Raw genomic sequence first — 16,433 nt, forward strand, 5'->3', positions numbered from 1 at the left:
GCGCCCACGGCGCCGCCCGCCGTCACCAGCGCAGCGCGGCGGTGTGCACGGGGGCGTCCCAGAGCGCGGTCAGCTCGTCGTCCAGACGCAGGACGGTGACCGACGCACCCTGCATCTCCAGCGAAGTCACGTAGTTGCCGACGAGCGAGCGGGTCACCTCGACCCCGCGCTCGGAGAGCAACGCGCGTGCCCGACGATAGACGACGTACAGCTCCGAGGCGGGCGTGCCGCCCATGCCGTTGACGAGCAGCAGCACCTGCTCCCCGCCGCGCAGCCCCAGGTCCTCGACCACCGGCGTCAGCAGCATCTCCGTGATCTCGTCCGCGCTCGCGAGCGGCACGCGGCGGCGCCCCGGCTCGCCGTGGATGCCGATGCCGACCTCGATCTCGTCCTCGGGCAGGTCGAAGCTGGGGCGGCCGGCGTGCGGGACCGTGCAGGCCGTGAGCGCGACGCCCATCGACCGGACGTTCGCCACGACCCGCTCCGCCACGGCGGCGACCGCGTCGAGGTCGTCGCCCCGCTCGGCCGCGGCGCCCGCGATCTTCTCGACCGCGACCGTGCCCGCGACGCCGCGCCGGCCCGCCGTGTACAGCGAGTCCTCGACGGCGACGTCGTCGTTCACGAGCACGGAGCGCACCGTGACGCCGTCCGCCTCCGCCAGCTCGGCGGCGGTCTCGAAGTTCAGCACGTCGCCCGTGTAGTTCTTCACGATCGTCAGGACGCCGGCCCCGCCGTCCGCCGCGGCGACCGCCGGCGCGACCTGGTCGGGGGTCGGCGAGGTGAACATGGCGCCCGGCACCGCCGCGTCCAGCATGCCGACGCCCACGAAGCCGGCGTGCAGGGGCTCGTGGCCGCTGCCGCCGCCGCTGACGAGCCCGACCTTGCCGGGCACGGCACCGCCGGCGCGCGCGAGGAACAGCGGGTCGCGGTGCACCTGCACGAGGTCGGCGTGGGCGAGCCCGAAGCCCTCCACCGACTCGGTGACGACGTCCTGCGGGTCGTTGATGAGCTTCTTCACTCGCGTCCTCCTCCAGGTGCGCCCTTGCGGGCCGGCCGGCTCACGACGAGCCTCGCGGAGCGCCGCCGCCGCAGGCCCCACCTTCCGGCGGTCCTGGACGCCGGTCAAGGGGCGCCGGGACCGTCACGACGCCCCGTAGGTGCCGACGAGCGTGCCCCCGCCGGTCGCCCCGTACAGGTCGCGCAGCAGGGCGATCTCGGCACCGTGGTGCACGACCTCCTGGTTCACCCGCCACACGACGTCGAGGAAGGGCACCTCGGGGTCGTTGCCGTACGGGTACGCGCTGCGCCCCACCTCGTCGAGCGCCGCGTCGTCCACCGACGTGAGGGCCTCGCGCCACGCGTCGACGCCCCCGGCGAGGTCGGCGACCGCCGTCGCGGCGTCGGTCGGCACGACGATCTCCTCCTCGGTCAGGCGGCGGGCGCCGGCCGTCCAGTCGGCGCGGCCCAGCAGCAGCTCGGTCACGTGGTGCAGGCGCCACCCGATCGTCGTGACGGGCGGCGGGTACGGGTGCGGGCGACCGCCGTCGCGCCCCCACTCCCCGGCGCCCACCAGCGCCGTGGCGCCCGGTCCCGGGCCGTCCGCGTGCCGCCGGACCGACCACGCGCCGGGCACGGGCTCCCACAGGCGCTCGTGGTCGGTCAGGGGCTCCACCGGGACGGGCACGCCGTCCCCGCTGTCGTGCTCGGGTCCGCGCAGCCGGGTCAGCAGCCGGCCCGTCGCGTCGTCGTACTGCGCGAGCAGGGGCGCGAGCCGGGGAGGCGGGGTCATCGGCCCATGATGGCCCCGCCCCGCGCGGCGCGCCGGGGAGCGCGGCCGGACGAGGGCCGTCGCCCCGTCCGGCCGCCGACGGGCGTCAGTCCCGGCCGAGCAGGACCCGCGCCTCCGCGACGAGGAGGATCGACCCGGTGACGAGCACGCCGGCCCCGCGCTCCACCTCGCCCTCCGCACGCTGCACGGCGAGGTCGACGGCGTCCGGCAGGCGGGGCGCCACGTGCACGCGGTCCTCCCCGAACACCTCGACCGCGATCTCCGCGAGGTCGTTCACGTCGAGGGCCCGATCGGACGTGGCCTGCGTGACGACGACCTCGTCGAGGACCGGCTCGAGGATGGAGAGCATCGTCTCGGGGTCCTTGTCGGCCATGACGCCGACGACGCCGACGAGCCGCTGGAAGGCGAACGCCTCCTCGACGGCCGCGACCAGCGCCTCCGTCCCCGCGGGGTTGTGCGCGCCGTCGACGAGCACGGTCGGGCTGGACCGCACGACCTCGAGGCGCCCGGGCGAGGTGACGTCCGCGAACGCGGCACCCACGACGTCGCCGTCGAGCGCGGCGCCGCCCATGAGCAGCGCCTCGGTGGCGACGAGCGCGAGCAGCGCGTTGTGCGCCTGGTGCTCGCCGTGCAGCGGCAGGTACACGTCCGCGTAGACGCCGCCCATGCCGCGCACCGCGACGAGCTGACCGCCGACCGCGACCTGCCGCTCGACGACGGCGATGTCGACGCCCTCGCGGACGACGCGCGCGCCGCGCTCGGCGGCCGCCGCGAGCACCACGCCCTCGACGTCCTCGGTCTGCTGGGCGAGCACGAGGGTCGCGCCGTCCTTGACGATGCCGACCTTCTCGGACGCGATCTCGACGAGGGTGTGCCCGAGGTACCGCTCGTGGTCCATCGCGACGGGCGTGATGACCGCGACCTCGGCGTCCAGCACGTTCGTGGCGTCCCAGCGCCCGCCCATGCCGACCTCGACGACCGCCACGTCGACCGGCGCGTCCGCGAAGGCCGCGTAGGCCATCACGACGAACACCTCGAAGAACGACAGCCGGGGCTCGCCGCGCTCGGCCGACTGCGCGTCGACCATGTGCACGTACGGCGCGACGTCCTGCCACACCTCGACGAAGCGCTCGTCGCTGATCGGCTCGCCGTCGATCGCGATGCGCTCGTTCACGCGCGTCAGGTGCGGGCTCGTGAACCGGCCCGTGCGCAGGCCGTGCTCGCGCAGCAGCCGCTCGACCATCCGTGCCGTCGACGTCTTGCCGTTCGTGCCCGTGAGGTGCACCGAGCGGAACGCGCGCTGCGGGTCGCCCAGCAGCTCGAGCACGGCCCGGACACGGCCCAGCTCCGGGTCGATGTCGTGCTCGGGCGCGCGCGCCAGGATGCCGCGGTAGACCTCGTCGGCCGCCGCGCGCGCCGCGCGCGCCTGCTCGTCACGGCGGTGGTCGGCCCCGCCGGGGCGTGCCGCGCTCACGCCTGCTCCCCCGCCCGCACGACGGACACCTCGAGCGCGCCGTCGCCGGGCACCACCGACAGGCCCGTCGCGAGCGTCTCCGCCGCGACGAACTCCCGGTGCGCCTCGACCGCCGCGACCTGGTCGGCCGGGACGGTCAGCGTGAGGTCGATCCGGTCCGCCACGTGCAGACCGGCCGCCTTGCGCGCGTCCTGCACGGCGCGCACGACGTCACGCGCGTAGCCCTCGGCGCGCAGCGCGTCGTCCAGCGCGAGGTCGAGGACCACGAACGCGCCGCCCGGCAGGACGGTCGCGGCCACCGTCGCGTCCGCACCCTCCCCACCGGCGACGACCGTCGTCAGCTCGTACTCGGCCGGCTGCAGCGGCACGTCGCCGTCGTCGGTCGTCACGACGACCGCGTCGCCGTCCTGGCGCCACGCCCCGGCGCGGGCGGCCTTGATGACCGCCTGCACGCCGCGGCCCAGGCGCGGACCGGCCGCGCGGGCGTTGACGGCGAGCCGCTGCGTGATGCCGAAGCCCTCGGCCGTCGCGAGGTCCGCCGTCACGGTGTCGACGTGCTTGACGTTGAGCTCCGCGGCCAGCAGGTCCGTGTACGGCGCGAGCGCCGCGGGGTCCGCGACGGCCACCGTGAGGCGGCGCAGCGGCTGGCGGACGCGCACCTGGTGCGCCTTGCGCAGGCCGAGCGCGGCGGACACGACCGCGCGGACCTCGTCCATCGCGGCGACGAGCGCGTCGTCGCGGACGAGCGCCTCGTCGGCCGCCGGCCAGTCCGTCAGGTGCACGCTGCGGGCGCCCGTCAGGCCGCGCCACACCTCCTCGGTGACCAGCGGCGCGAGCGGCGCCATGACGCGCGTCAGTCGCTCCAGGGCGGTCCACAGCGTGTCGAACGCGTCCGCGTCCTCCGACCAGAACCGGTCGCGCTGCGTGCGCACGTACCAGTTCGTCAGCACGTCGAGGTGCTCCCGGACGGACTCGCACGCCGCCGGGATGTCGTACGTCTCCAGCTGCTCCGTCAGGCGCGCGACGAGCTGGTCCGTGCGGGCCAGCAGGTAGCGGTCCATGGGCGGCAGGCCGGCGGCGCGCGCCGCGTCGACCGGCCGCGCGGTGTACCCGCGGCCCTCGTCCGCGGCGCCCGCGTACAGCGTGAAGAAGTAGTACGTGCTCCACAGCGGCAGCAGCACCTGCCGGACGCCGTCACGGATGCCGTCCTCGGTCACGACGAGGTTGCCGCCGCGCAGGATCGAGGACGACATGAGGTTCCACCGCACCGCGTCCGACCCGTACCGGTCCCACATCTCGGCCGGGTCCGGGAAGTTGCGCAGCGACTTGCTGGCCTTGCGGCCGTCGTCGCCGAGCACGATGCCGTGGCACATGACGTTGCGGAACGCCGCGCGGTCGAAGATCGCCGTGGCGAGCACGTGCAGCGTGTAGAACCAGCCGCGCGTCTGGCCGATGTACTCGACGATGAAGTCGCCCGGGTAGTGGTCCTCGAACCAGTCGCGGTTCTCGAACGGGTAGTGCACCTGGGCGAACGGCATCGACCCCGAGTCGAACCAGACGTCGAGCACGTCCGGGATGCGGCGCATGGTCGAGCGGCCCGTCGGGTCGTCCGGGTTCGGGCGCGTGAGGTCGTCGACGTACGGCCGGTGCAGGTCCGGCTCGCCGCGGTCGTTCGTCGGGACGCGGCCGAAGTCCGCCTCGATCTCGGCGAACGAGCCGTACACGTCCACGCGCGGGTACACGGGGTCGTCGCTCACCCACACCGGGATCGGCGTGCCCCAGTACCGGTTGCGGCTGATGGACCAGTCGCGCGCGTTCTCGAGCCACTTGCCGAACTGGCCCTCCTGGATGTGGCCGGGGATCCAGGTGATGCCCTTGTTCAGCTCGACCATGCGGTCCTTGAACGCCGACACGCGCACGAACCACGAGGACACGGCCTTGTAGATGAGCGGGTTCCGGCACCGCCAGCAGTGCGGGTAGGCGTGCTCGTACGTCTCGTGGCGCACGAGGGCGGGGCGCACGTCGGCCGCGGCCCGCGCGAACGGCCCGGTGCCGGCCTTGAGGTCGGCGATGATCTGCTTGTTCGCCTCGAAGACCTGCACGCCGGCGTAGTCCGGCACGAGGCTGGTGAAGCGGCCCTTGGAGTCGACCGGGACGACCGGCGGGATGCCCGCGGCGTCGCACGCGGCCATGTCGTCCTCGCCGAAGGCCGGCGCCATGTGCACGACGCCGGTGCCGTCCTCGGTGGTGACGAAGTCGCCGGAGAGCACCTGGTGGGCGTTCTCGTGGCCGAGGAAGAAGTCGAACGGCGGCGTGTAGCGGCGGCCGACGAGGTCCGCGCCGGTCAGGCGCTCGACCACGGTCGGCTCGTCGCCGAGCTCGCGGGCGTAGGCGGCCAGGCGCGAGGCGGCCAGCACGACGCGCTCGCTCGGGTGCGTCCCGGCGAACGGCGAGCCCTCCTGCGGCTCGACGACGACGTACTCGATCTCCGGGCCGACCGCGACGGCGAGGTTGGACGGCAGCGTCCACGGCGTCGTCGTCCAGATGAGCAGCAGCTCGCCGGACTCCAGGCGGAACCCGACCGTGAGCGCGGGGTCCTGGCGCGACGCGTACACGTCGTCGTCCATGCGCAGCTCGTGGTTGCTCAGCGGGGTCTCGTCGCGCCAGCAGTACGGCAGGACGCGGTAGCCCTCGTAGGCCAGGCCCTTGTCGTAGAGCTGCTTGAACGCCCAGATCACCGACTCCATGAACGTCGGGTCGAGCGTCTTGTAGTCGTGCTCGAAGTCGACCCAGCGCGCCTGGCGGGTGACGTAGTCCTGCCACTCCTGCGTGTACTGCAGCACCGACGTGCGGCACGCCTCGTTGAACGCGGCGATGCCCATCTCGTCGATCTGCGACTTGTCCGTGATCCCGAGGACGCGCTCGGCCTCGAGCTCGGCCGGCAGCCCGTGGGTGTCCCAGCCGAACCGCCGCTCGACGCGCCTGCCGCGCATGGTCTGGAAGCGCGGGACGACGTCCTTGGCGTACCCGGTGAGCAGGTGGCCGTAGTGCGGCAGGCCGTTGGCGAACGGCGGGCCGTCGTAGAAGACGTACTCGTTGGACCCGTTCTCGCCCGCGGGACGACGGTCGACCGACGCCTGGAACGTGCCGTCGGCGTCCCAGTGCGCGAGGACGTCGCGCTCGAGCGCGGGCAGGTCCGGCGACGCGGGGACGGGGGTGTCGGGGCGGTGCAGCGGGTACGCCACGGGCGGTGCTCCTGGTCTCGCGCACGACGGTGCGGAACTGACGGACCACGAGGACGACGACACCCGGACGACCCGGGCGGCACCGCGGTACCACCTCGCTTGCCCGGACGCCGAGGCCCCCGGACCACTCTCCTTGCGGCTGTGACGGGCCTGCCCCGTCCGGTTCTACTGAGGACCCGCGCCCGAGGAGGGTGCGTGTCCCGTTCTTCCGGAGGCTCACCGGTGATGGCCGGGTCGACGCCTGTGCTGTCCATCGTAGCCACCGCGCGGTCACGTCCGTCCACGACAATGGGACGCGATGACCAGCCAGCCCCGCCCCACGCCCGTCCCCCGCCCCCGTCCGCTCGTCCTGCTCGACCTCGACGGCACCCTCATGAACTCCGCACCCGGCGTGCTGTCGTCGGTGCGCGCGGCGTACGCGCACCTCGGCATGCCGGCGCCGACCGAGGCCGCGATGCGCACCTTCATCGGCCCGCCGATCGGGCACTCGTTCCCCGCGCACGGCGTCGCCGCCGAGAACCTCGCCGACGCGATCGCCGTCTACAACGAGCACTTCGGCCGTGTCGGGGTGTGGGACACCACCGTCTTCGACGGCATCCCGGAGGCGCTGCGCACGCTGCGGGAGGCCGGCGCACTGCTCGTCGTCGCCACGGCCAAGCCGGCCACGTGGGCGCTGCCCATCTGCGCGGAGGTCGGCCTGACCCCGCTGCTCGACGCGGTCGTCGGCGCCCCCGACGACGAGTCGGAGTCCAAGGGGCAGATCATGGGCCGCGCGATCGCCTGGGTGCGCGAGACGACGGGGGCCGACCCGCTCGCCGACCCGTCGCGCACCGTGATGGTCGGCGACCGCGAGCACGACGTCGAGGGCGCGCACGAGCAGGGCATCGCGTGCGTCGGCGTCGCCTGGGGCTACGGCGGCGAGGACGAGCTGCGGCGGGCCGGCGCCGCGGAGGTGCTGCACGACGTCGCCGACCTCGCGCCGCGGCTGCTCCGCCGGCTCGGGCTCGCCGCACCCGTCTCCGGCTGAGGGCCGGCGCAACGGCGGGAGGTCCGCTGCGGGCCCCCACCGGCTGTGGAAGCCTGACCTGCGTGAACGCCCCCGCGCCCGACCCGCTCGCCGGGCTCTTCCCCGGCCGGTACTTCATCAGCACCGTCCTGGAGGCCCTCGAGGCCAAGACGACGATGTCGGGCCGGCTCACGCGCCGGTACCTGCAGCGGGCGGCGATGGCGGGCGTCATCATCGGGCTGCTGTACGCCACCTACTACGCGGTGGTCGCCGCGTTCGCGTCGGTCGAGGCGGCCGGGACGTCGCTGCAGCCGCTCGGCCGGATCGTCGGGGCCGTGGCGTTCGGGTGGGCGCTCGTCTTCATCTACTACTCGCGGTCCGAGCTGCTGACCTCGAACATGATGATCGTCTCGATCGGCGCCTACCACCGCCGCACGACGTGGCGGCGCGCGCTGCGGCTGCTCGGGCTGTGCTACCTGGGCAACCTCGTCGGCGGGCTGTTCGTGGCCCTGCTGGTGCGGTTCTCCACGCTCGTCGACGGGGCCGCGCTCGACCAGATGCTCGCGTCGGTCGACCACAAGCTCGCGTACGTGTCGGCGGGGCCCGTGGGCTGGGGTGACCTGCTGGTGCGCGCGGTCCTGTGTAACTTCTGCATCAACCTGGCGATGCTGCTCGTCTACAACGGGCTCATCAAGGACGACCTGACGAAGTCGCTGGTCATGATCGTGTCCGTCTTCATCTTCGCGTTCCTCGGCCTCGAGCACTCGGTCGCCAACACCGTGCTGTTCTCGATCGTCGGGCTGCGCGAGGGCATCGACCTCGGGCTCGCGGCCGGCAACGTCGCGCTCGCGCTCGTCGGCAACTTCGTCGGCGGAGGCCTGCTCATCGGCCTCTACTACGCGTGGGTCAACGACGACTCGCGCTGGCGTCCGACGACGCCGGCGTGACCGGGGGCAGCGCCGACCACGGGAACGTGATCCACCGGTCGGTGCGACGCCACACGTAGTCGGGGTCGATGACCGAGCGCGGCTTGGCGTACAGCACCGCGGAGCGTGCCTCGGCACAGTGCTGCGCGACCAGGCGCTGCACGAGCGCGAGCGTCTCGCCCGTGTCCGCGACGTCGTCGACGACCAGCGCCCGCATGCCGTGCAGCGCGTCGACGTCGAGCAGCGGCGGCAGCACCTGCGGCTCCGGCAGGCGGGAGTCGACGCCCGTGTAGAACTCCACGTTGAGCGTCCCGACGCCCTTCGTCCCGAGCGCGTACGCGAGCGACCCGCCCGGCAGCAGCCCTCCGCGCGCCACCGCGACGACGACGTCCGGCACGAACCCGGAGTCGACGACGGCCTGCGCCAGCTCCCGGGACGCCTCGCCGAACAGCGCCCAGTCCAGCACCTCGCGGTCCGGCGGGAGCTCCTGCCCGTCGGCCTGCTCCCCCGTCGCCGGCGTCGCCGCCGTGCCCGCCCCACCCGTCGTCGTCATGCCCCGAGTCTCCCCCGGGCGGGGTGCGGGCGCGTCACCGCGGCGTCCTCAGGGCCGGCGGGTGGCGGCGTCGAGGTCGGTCGTGAAGCGGTGCGGCTTGCCGTCCGCGCGCTCCGGCCGGTCCCGCACCTCGAGCTCCACCGGGCGGCCGAGCCAGTCCCGGACCGCACGCGCCGCCTCGTCCGCCGCACCCGCAGGCCCGGGCACGGCCACGAGCCGGACGGTGCCGTCGGCGGCCTGGTGCAGGTGCCACGCCAGCAGGCCCGCCGCCTGCAGCACCTGCGTCGCGTCCACCGAGGGCCGCCACCGGCCGCCCGCGTCGGCGAACCGCACCGGCGCGCGCCCCTCGAGGCCGACCAGCACCGTGCCGCGCGCGTCCCGGCGCAGGGCGGCGTGGTCGCCGGTCCGGTAGCGCAGGAGCGGCAGGTACGGGTTCTCGTCCACCGTGACGACGACCTCGCCGCGCACCCCGTCGGGCACCGGCACGCCGTCGGCGTCGAGCACCTCGACGTGCACGCGCCGGTCCACGACCACGTGGCCCCCGTCGTCCGGCGCGGCCGCGACCGGTCCCGTCTCGCGCAGGCCGTACAGGTCGACGAGCGGCGCGTCCCACGTGGCCCGGACCGCCGCCCGCACCGCCGGCGTGACGTGCGTGGCGCCGTTGACGACCGCGACGGGGTGCAGGTCGAGACCCGCCGCCGCGAGCTCCAGCAGGTGCAGCAGCGGCAGCGCGCTCGTGCTGACCACCTGCGGGTCCACGTCGGCGAGCCACCGCTCGCGGTCGCCCGGCGCCCGCCACGCCGACGGGTCGAGGTTCGCCCGGGCCATGAGCGGCACCGGCGTGCCTGCCGGCCGCGGGAACGCGGACATCGCCGAGACGTACGTGAAGGCCGTCCGCTGGTCGACGAGGTTGAGCAGGCCGAGCCGGTCCGCGTCCGCCCCCCACCGCGCACCGGCCGCCGTGACGAGCCCGTGCAGCAGGAGCAGGTCCGACGCGACCGTGCGCGGGTGCAGCGGCACGCGCAGCGCCGCGCCCGTGCTGCCCGAGCTCGTGCCCTCCAGCACCCGGTCGAGCGGCACGTCGACGGGCACGTGCGCCGCGAGGTCCGCGACGAGGTCGGCGCGCGTGACCCGGGGCAGGTCGGCCAGCGGTGTCGACGGACCGCTCGTGCCCGCGCGCACCGCCCGGCGGTACCGCGGCACGACGGCGTGGGCGCGCGCGACGAGGTCGGCGACCCAGGCGGGCGGGTCGTCCTGCGTCCCGGTGCGCCGCGTCTGGCCAGCGGTGGCGCTCTCGCCGCCGCCGAGCGCCCGCAGGTCCGCCTCGTCCAGGCGGTCGCCCGTCTCGTGCACCCACACCGGCGCCGCCGGGTGCGCCCGGGCCTGCGCGACACGCGCCAGGTCGGACGCGCGCAGGCTCGGCCACCGCTCCGCGTCGGCGAGCGTCGCCGCGCCCATCGGCGCGTACTCCGCCAGCAGGCCGTCCGGCGCGGTCAGGTCCGGCGCCCGGTCGGCGCTCCCGGCACCGGCCGCGTCCCGCGCGTCGCCGTCAGTAGCTCGCATACTGCGCCGCCGCCTCCTTCGCCCGCTGCTCGGCCAGCCGGGCGGCGAGCTCGCGGGCACGCTCCTGCTCCTGCGCCATCTGCGCCGTGAGGACGCGCTGGTGCGCGGTGCTGACCGCGGCCCAGGCGTCGGCGGCGAGGTCGTCGTCCTCACCGGCCGGCCGCAGGCCCGCGACGGCGAGGAAGGCACGGGCGAGCTCCTCGCGCGGACCGTCCTGCGCCAGCCAGGCAGGTCCCGTGCGCAGCCCCGCGAGCGCGCGCGGCAGGGCGTCGACGACCCGCAGCAGCCAGCCCCCCGTGCCACCCGCCCGTGCCGCTGCGTCCTGCGCTCCCGGCACCCCCCGCAGGGCGGGGTCGGCGACCAGCCACGAGGCGAGCAGCGCGAGCGCGGCGGTGTCCCGGCCCTCGGGCGTGCCCGCCGCGAGCCGCTCGTCCAGGTGGCGCAGCCAGGCGGGGTCGAGCACGGTGCCGTCCAGGGCGACGGCGAGGTCGGCCACCGCGGCGGTCGCGTGCACGTGCGGGTCCAGGAGGTCGGCCGGGCACGACGTCAGCCGGTGCAGCAGCACCGCGAGCGGCGGGCCGTCCGTCCGCCCGCCGGGGACGGCGCTCGACGGGAGGCGGCCCGTCGGCTCGTCCGGGGTGACGTCGCTCATCGTGACCCTCCCGTCGCGCCGGCCGACCGCGGCCGGGGCGTCCTCGTGTACGTGCGGCGCGCGAAGTCGCGCGCGAAGTCCACGAGGTCCGTGTCCGCCCCGACCCAGTAGACGTCGTAGCCGGCGGGCAGCCCCGCCGCCGTCCGCGAGCGCCACCCCTCCGGCACGTCGAGCAGCAGGGAGCCGCCCCCGCCCGCGCGCTCGAGCGCCTGCACCGCCAGCGGGGTCGGACCGTCCCCGTCCGGGGACGCGTCGGCGAGCATCGTGCGCGCACCGTCGTCCGACACCACCGCGATGTGCGTGGCCCGCGTCGCGGCCGGCGGACGGCCGTCGTCGCCCAGGTAGGTGCGCCGCAGGACGCCCAGCGGGAAGGCGGTGCCGCCGCCGAAGTGCGCCACGACCGCCCGCAGCACCGCGTCGGGGTCGCGCGTGAACCCGTCGGTCCCCGCAACCTGGTGCGGGCCGCTCCACGTCGTGGCCTGGACGCGCGCGCCGACGCGCAGCGCGGACAGGGCGAGGACCGCGCCCGCGAGCGCGATGGCGGAGAACCGCTTCGGGTCGGGCATCGACCCGGAGGAGTCCAGGTAGAGGTCGAGGTCGACGGGCGTCTCGTGGGCGAGCGCGGGCGCGTCGTCGAGCACCTCGCGGCGGACGGTCGTCACGCCCGGCAGGACCACGGGCGACGCGGTGACCGTGCCGGTCCAGTCCACGTCGGCCAGGTCGTCGCCGACCTCCCAGGTGTCGTAGCCGCCGATCAGGTCCTCGGGGACGCCGGGCGTCCGCTCGACCGGGAACGGCACGAGGTACGCGGCCGCGCGGTCGCGGTACCAGGCGATCGCGACGTCCTCGAGGGAGGTGGTGTCGCCGAGGGCCAGGAGCACCGCGTGCAGGTCGCCCGGCAGGAGCGTGTTGCCCGGGGTGCCGTGCGCGGAGCCGGGCGCGGACGCGTCGGCCACGGGGGGCTGCACGTCCTCGTCGGCGGTGCCGGCGGCACCGCCGGTCACGTCGCCCACCACGGCCGGGTCGAGCGACGGGTGCAGCACGGGTGCCGCGAGGGACGGGTCGCCGGCGAGCCCGGCGGGCAGGCCGGTGCCCTCGTCCGCGTCCCCGCACACCACGAGGCGCAGGCGGCGCACGTCGAGGTCGCGCAGCGCGTCCTCCGGCAGCGCCGTGCGCACGAGGCTCGCGAACCCCGCCGCACCGCCGACGGGGTCGCGGGCGTACGCGCGCACGAGGCGGGCGCACAGCCAGGCCGCGCCCTCGTCGACGTCGACGCCGGGACCGGTGAGCGAGCCGCGGGGCTGGTGCCACAGCATCTCGTCCGCCCGCAGGACGAGCGCCATGAGCGGGTCCGCCGCGGGCGCGAGCGCCCGCCACACGGCCGCCTGGTCCGCGGCGCCCGTCCGCTGCAGCCGGTCGTTGATGAGCAGGTCGGACCACAGGTTCGCGACGACGCCGACGAGGTGGTCCTGGTCCACGAGGCCGGCCCGCACGCGTGTGGCCGTGCGCAGGGCGGTGCGTCGGTCCACGGGCGCGAGCAGGTGGTGGCCAACCTCGTGGGCGAGCACGGCGAGCGCGTGGTCGCCGATGCCGCGGGCCAGGGCGTGGCGGAGGTCGACGTGCACCTCGACGCGCTGCGAGTCGTACCAGGCGAACGAGCGGGCGCCGCGCACCGGCCTCGTGTGCAGCACGGGCGGGTGCATGCGGGAGACGCGCCCCCAGGCGGCGAGCGCGTCCGGCCAGCGGGCGCGCCAGGCCTCCGCGAGCGCGTCGAGCTCCGCCTGCGTCACGCGCACCACCGGCGCGGGGACGTCGCCGGGACCCGGCGCGCTCACGCGGCCCCGTCCGCCGCGGGGAGCCGCACCACGTCGAGCGCGTACGAGTGGGCCCGGCTGACGAGCACGAGCGCCGGGTCGTCCGGGTCCGGGGCGGTGCCCGTGACCTCGTCCGTCCAGGGCACGGGCAGCGCGGCCGGCGCCGCGAGCGGTGGGACCGCGCCCCACGGCTCGTCCGTGTCGGGTGCCACCCGCACGACGGCCGCCCCGTGGACGTCGGCCAGCACCGACCACCGGTACCCGTCCGCGACCGCTCCCCACCCGGTGGGCCCCGCCGCCACGGCCCGCGGCGGCGTCAGCCACGGGCCGCCCCACGCGGTGAACCCGCCCGCACGCGAGAGCACACCGGCACCCGTGGGGGCCCCCGGCCACCACCAGCGGTCGGCGCGGTGTCGGTCCAGCACGGCCGCGACGTCCGCGTCCTCGGGAAGCGCGAGCAGCGCGCGCACGACCTCGGCGGGCAGACCCGCGGCGGCGTCGAGCGCGGCGTCCCGGTACCGGACGAGACCGCACCGCCAGGCCGCGAGCAGCAGCGCCGGACGGACGAGCCCCGCGGACGACGGCGGCGGGGCCGCGGCGAGCAGGGCCGTCCAGCGGTCGAGCACGCCGCGGCGGCCGACGACCGCGGCGGCCGCGACGACCGGGGCGACGACGGCGCCGCCGAGCGCCCGGCACCAGGGCGCGAGCGCGGGCAGGACCTCCAGGACCGCGGCGCGCTGCGGGTGGCCGGCGCGCCACCGCCCACGGGCCACGAGGTCGAGCGTCACGCGCACGACCTCCAGGAGGGCGGACGTCCCCGGCTGGCCGTCGTCGTCGGCCTCCACGAGGGCCGCCGTCACGCGCTCGAGGTCGGCCAGGGCGCCGCGCACGTCGTTCGCTCGCGCGCCGGCGGCCGCCGCCGCGCGCAGCCACGGGTCGACGGACACGGTGTGCGCGCGCAGCGTCCGTCCCAGCGGACCGTCGGGCCGCGGGCGCGCTGCGCTCACGCGCCGCTCCAGCGCAGCCACTCCAGGTACGACGAGTAGCGCTGGTGGGCGTACTTGAGCGCGAGCGCGTCCTCGTAGACGTCGCCGTGCAGCTTCGTCGTCGCGCGCCACCGCCCGAGCAGGCCCTCGATCCGGGCGAGGCGCTCGCGCACGGTCCGCTCGTCGACGCCGTCGAGGCCGCGGGCCAGCTCGGCGAGCACGTCGCCCACCGGGTCCTCGTCGTCGAGACCGGCGGCGTCGTACTGCCGGCACGTCGTGTCGAACAGGTCGCGGATCCAGGAGACCCGGTCGGTGCGCAGCGCCTCCCGCTCGGGGTCGTCGAACGCCGGCGCCTGCAGGTCCGGCTGCAGCTTGTCGTGCAGGACGAACGGCAGCACGGCGCGCAGGTCGTCGAGCGTCACCTCGGCGTTGCCGCGGAAGTAGGCCATGGCCTTCGCGTAGGAGACGAGCGACTGCAGCGCGCGCACCGACAGGCCGGTCAGGGTCTGCGCGCCGACGTCCTCGCGGCGGTCCCGGCCGTCGTCGGCCACCGCGAGCAGGTGCGGGTCGACCCCCGCCAGGCGCGCGGTGTCCTTGGTGCGGTACTCGAGCTGCCACGCGGCCTTCTCCAGCAGCTCGAGCTGGGCCGCGAAGTGCTCGAGGCGCCGGCGCACCGGCACCGGGAACGGCACGCGCAGCACCTCGGCGTGCAGGCGGTCGTGCTCGTCGGCGTCGAAGACGATGCCCGGGGGCACGTTCTCCTCGGGGCGCAGCCGGCGCTCGGCCCGCGTGACGAGGTCGCCCAGGAAGCGGTTGTTGAAGGCCAACGCCTTGACGACGACGTCGATGCGGTCGCGCAGCGCGTCGACCACCTGGAAGGTGCCGCCGCCCGCGTCGTCGTTCGCCGTGAGGTACCAGGCGGACGCGCCGGTCTCGTAGACCTGGTCGAACACCTCGACGTACCCGTCCGCGAGGACGGTCAGCAGGGCCGACTGGGTGCGCGTGGGGATGCGGTTGTACTCGTCGACGATCTTCACGCGCATGCCGAGCCACGAGCGCCACGCGACGTCGATGTCCGACAGCCGCTCGGCGCCGATGAGGTCGCGCGGCAGCGGCGTGCCGAACATGTCCTGCACCGTCAGCTGCGGGTGCCCGTGCTGCATGGCGCGCCGGACGTCCCGCAGCGGGTAGCCCGCGATGACGCCCATGAGCACCGCGGACGCGGTCTTGCCGCGGCCCGGGCCGCCGACGAGGAGGCACCGCCCGCGCACGGCGAACGTCAGCAGCGGCAGCAGCACGAACGAGGAGTACGACTGGTCGGTCGGCAGCTCGACCGCGGCGCGCGAGTCGCCGACGTGGAACGTCGTGCGCGGCCGCTGCGGGTCGTGGAACTCCAGGTCGTAGTGCGGGCTGATGATCGCGTGGTTGACCATCCAGAAGTACGCCTGGCGCAGCTTCTCGTCGAGCGGCGCACCGGCGGGGGCACCCCCGGCGGCCGTCTCGTCGGCGAACAGGTGGGCGACGTCGAGGGCGACGCCGTCACCGCCGCGCGGGTGCGCCCCCGCGCGGGTGGGGGCGGCCGAGACGTGGGCGAGGCCGGCGTCGCCGGCGGGTCCGGGTGCGCTCACGCCCGGGAGTCTCGCACGGCGGCGCCGGCGGGCACGCGACCGTCACCCGGGCGGTGAGCGGTCGCGGCGCCGTGCGCGGCGGCCAGGTCGACGAGGTCGCCGTTCGCCTGGGGCAGCGGGTCGGCGAGCGTCCGCGGCGTCGCCAGCAGCGGGCGGACGAGCGCCTCGGCGGCGGCGAGCCGGGTCGCGCGGTCGCCGCGCACCTCCACCCAGGGCGCTCCCCCGGCCGCCTCCTGCCGGGCCAGGACCTCGCGGAACCGTCCCTGCATGGCGTGCCGCAGGTGCTCGCCGTCGCGCAGGCCGTCCTGCACGAACGGGATCTCGTCGCCCGTCAGCAGGTACAGGTCCGGCACGCGGGACGCCGCGAGCGCCTCGACGGTCGGGGACGACGCGCCGACGTACCGCTCGTGCCAGACCGTCGTGGCGAGCACGTCCGTGTCGCACACGAGCAGCGGGACCGGGGTGCGGCGGGCGGCGTCGTCCTCGCGACGGGCCTGCTCGCGCGCGACGAGGTCGAACTCGCTGGTGTGCCAGGGCGCGTCCAGCCCGCCGGGGCGCTGCTCGGACCACTCGCGCCCGAACTCTGCGACGGTGGGCAGGCCGAACAGCGCCGTCAGGTCCTCGGCGAGGGTCGTCGTGCCGGTCGACTCCGCGCCGAGGACGACGACGCGGCGCACGTACCAGGCACGCACGGGCGCGGGCAGGGCCCACCAGTGCCCGGCGGGGTCGGCGCGGACCGCGGTGCCCGACACGGGGACGCCGCGTCGGCCCGGGTCCGCCTGCAGCCACGTCGCGCC

Annotated in this window: 13 protein-coding genes; 2 read left to right on the forward strand and 11 right to left on the reverse strand. The window is 75.9% G+C overall.

Annotated features, from left to right (window positions below; all coding sequences use genetic code 11):
* Window positions 1–22 precede the first annotated feature (22 nt).
* The 4 genes from dhaK to ileS all read right to left on the reverse strand — a co-directional run bounded on the left by dhaK (window position 23) and on the right by ileS (window position 6,508).
* Window positions 23–1,018 (reverse strand): dihydroxyacetone kinase subunit DhaK, encoded by a 996-nt coding sequence (gene dhaK / locus FB586_RS16550; protein WP_136520443.1) that lies wholly within the window; start codon window positions 1,016–1,018, stop codon window positions 23–25.
* A gap of 123 nt (window positions 1,019–1,141) precedes the next feature.
* Window positions 1,142–1,789: a DinB family protein gene (locus FB586_RS16555; RefSeq protein ID WP_136520444.1), complete on the reverse strand. Its 648-nt coding sequence runs from the start codon at window positions 1,787–1,789 to the stop codon at window positions 1,142–1,144.
* An 85-nt stretch (window positions 1,790–1,874) separates the two neighbouring features.
* On the reverse strand, window positions 1,875–3,263 hold the full coding sequence (locus tag FB586_RS16560) for a bifunctional folylpolyglutamate synthase/dihydrofolate synthase (RefSeq protein ID WP_136520445.1): 1,389 nt from the start codon (window positions 3,261–3,263) through the stop codon (window positions 1,875–1,877).
* Window positions 3,260–6,508 carry an isoleucine--tRNA ligase gene (ileS, locus tag FB586_RS16565; RefSeq protein WP_136520446.1) on the reverse strand — a complete coding sequence of 1,083 codons (3,249 nt, stop codon included), beginning with the start codon at window positions 6,506–6,508 and terminating at the stop codon, window positions 3,260–3,262. The genes FB586_RS16560 and ileS overlap by 4 nt, the downstream gene beginning before the upstream one ends.
* A gap of 298 nt (window positions 6,509–6,806) precedes the next feature.
* On the opposite strand from ileS, the gene FB586_RS16570 reads away from it, so the two are divergent.
* Both FB586_RS16570 and FB586_RS16575 read left to right on the forward strand, forming a co-directional pair.
* On the forward strand, window positions 6,807–7,535 hold the full coding sequence (locus FB586_RS16570; RefSeq protein WP_136520447.1) for an HAD hydrolase-like protein: 729 nt from the start codon (window positions 6,807–6,809) through the stop codon (window positions 7,533–7,535).
* Window positions 7,536–7,597: 62 nt separating this feature from the next.
* A complete protein-coding gene (locus tag FB586_RS16575) occupies window positions 7,598–8,461 on the forward strand; it encodes a formate/nitrite transporter family protein (RefSeq protein ID WP_136520448.1) in 864 nt (287 codons plus the stop codon).
* On the opposite strand, the gene FB586_RS16580 is transcribed toward FB586_RS16575, so the two are convergent.
* Genes FB586_RS16580 through FB586_RS16610 form a run of 7 tightly spaced genes read right to left on the reverse strand, consistent with a single transcriptional unit; the run spans window position 8,421 to window position 16,388 of the window.
* Window positions 8,421–8,993 carry a phosphoribosyltransferase gene (locus FB586_RS16580; RefSeq protein WP_136520449.1) on the reverse strand — a complete coding sequence of 191 codons (573 nt, stop codon included), beginning with the start codon at window positions 8,991–8,993 and terminating at the stop codon, window positions 8,421–8,423. The genes FB586_RS16575 and FB586_RS16580 overlap by 41 nt on opposite strands.
* 48 nt (window positions 8,994–9,041) lie before the next feature.
* Window positions 9,042–10,556, reverse strand: coding sequence for an AMP-binding protein (locus FB586_RS16585; protein WP_136520450.1), 1,515 nt, complete (start codon window positions 10,554–10,556; stop codon window positions 9,042–9,044).
* Window positions 10,543–11,208 (reverse strand): hypothetical protein, encoded by a 666-nt coding sequence (locus FB586_RS16590; protein ID WP_136520451.1) that lies wholly within the window; start codon window positions 11,206–11,208, stop codon window positions 10,543–10,545. The genes FB586_RS16585 and FB586_RS16590 overlap by 14 nt, the downstream gene beginning before the upstream one ends.
* The gene (locus FB586_RS16595) at window positions 11,205–13,043 is read right to left on the reverse strand and encodes a vWA domain-containing protein (protein ID WP_136520452.1); all 1,839 of its coding nucleotides are present in this window, start codon (window positions 13,041–13,043) and stop codon (window positions 11,205–11,207) included. The genes FB586_RS16590 and FB586_RS16595 overlap by 4 nt, the downstream gene beginning before the upstream one ends.
* Window positions 13,040–14,029 carry a hypothetical protein gene (locus tag FB586_RS16600; RefSeq protein ID WP_136520453.1) on the reverse strand — a complete coding sequence of 330 codons (990 nt, stop codon included), beginning with the start codon at window positions 14,027–14,029 and terminating at the stop codon, window positions 13,040–13,042. Before FB586_RS16600 ends, FB586_RS16595 begins: the two co-directional genes overlap by 4 nt.
* A complete protein-coding gene (locus FB586_RS16605; RefSeq protein ID WP_187697885.1) occupies window positions 14,026–15,636 on the reverse strand; it encodes a MoxR family ATPase in 1,611 nt (536 codons plus the stop codon). Before FB586_RS16605 ends, FB586_RS16600 begins: the two co-directional genes overlap by 4 nt.
* Window positions 15,633–16,388: an AAA family ATPase gene (locus FB586_RS16610; RefSeq protein WP_246036863.1), complete on the reverse strand. Its 756-nt coding sequence runs from the start codon at window positions 16,386–16,388 to the stop codon at window positions 15,633–15,635. Before FB586_RS16610 ends, FB586_RS16605 begins: the two co-directional genes overlap by 4 nt.
* Between the last annotated feature and the right edge of the window lie 45 nt (window positions 16,389–16,433).

The organism is Cellulomonas telluris, from assembly GCF_004886325.1.
In the GTDB taxonomy this organism is placed as follows: domain Bacteria; phylum Actinomycetota; class Actinomycetes; order Actinomycetales; family Cellulomonadaceae; genus Cellulomonas; species Cellulomonas telluris.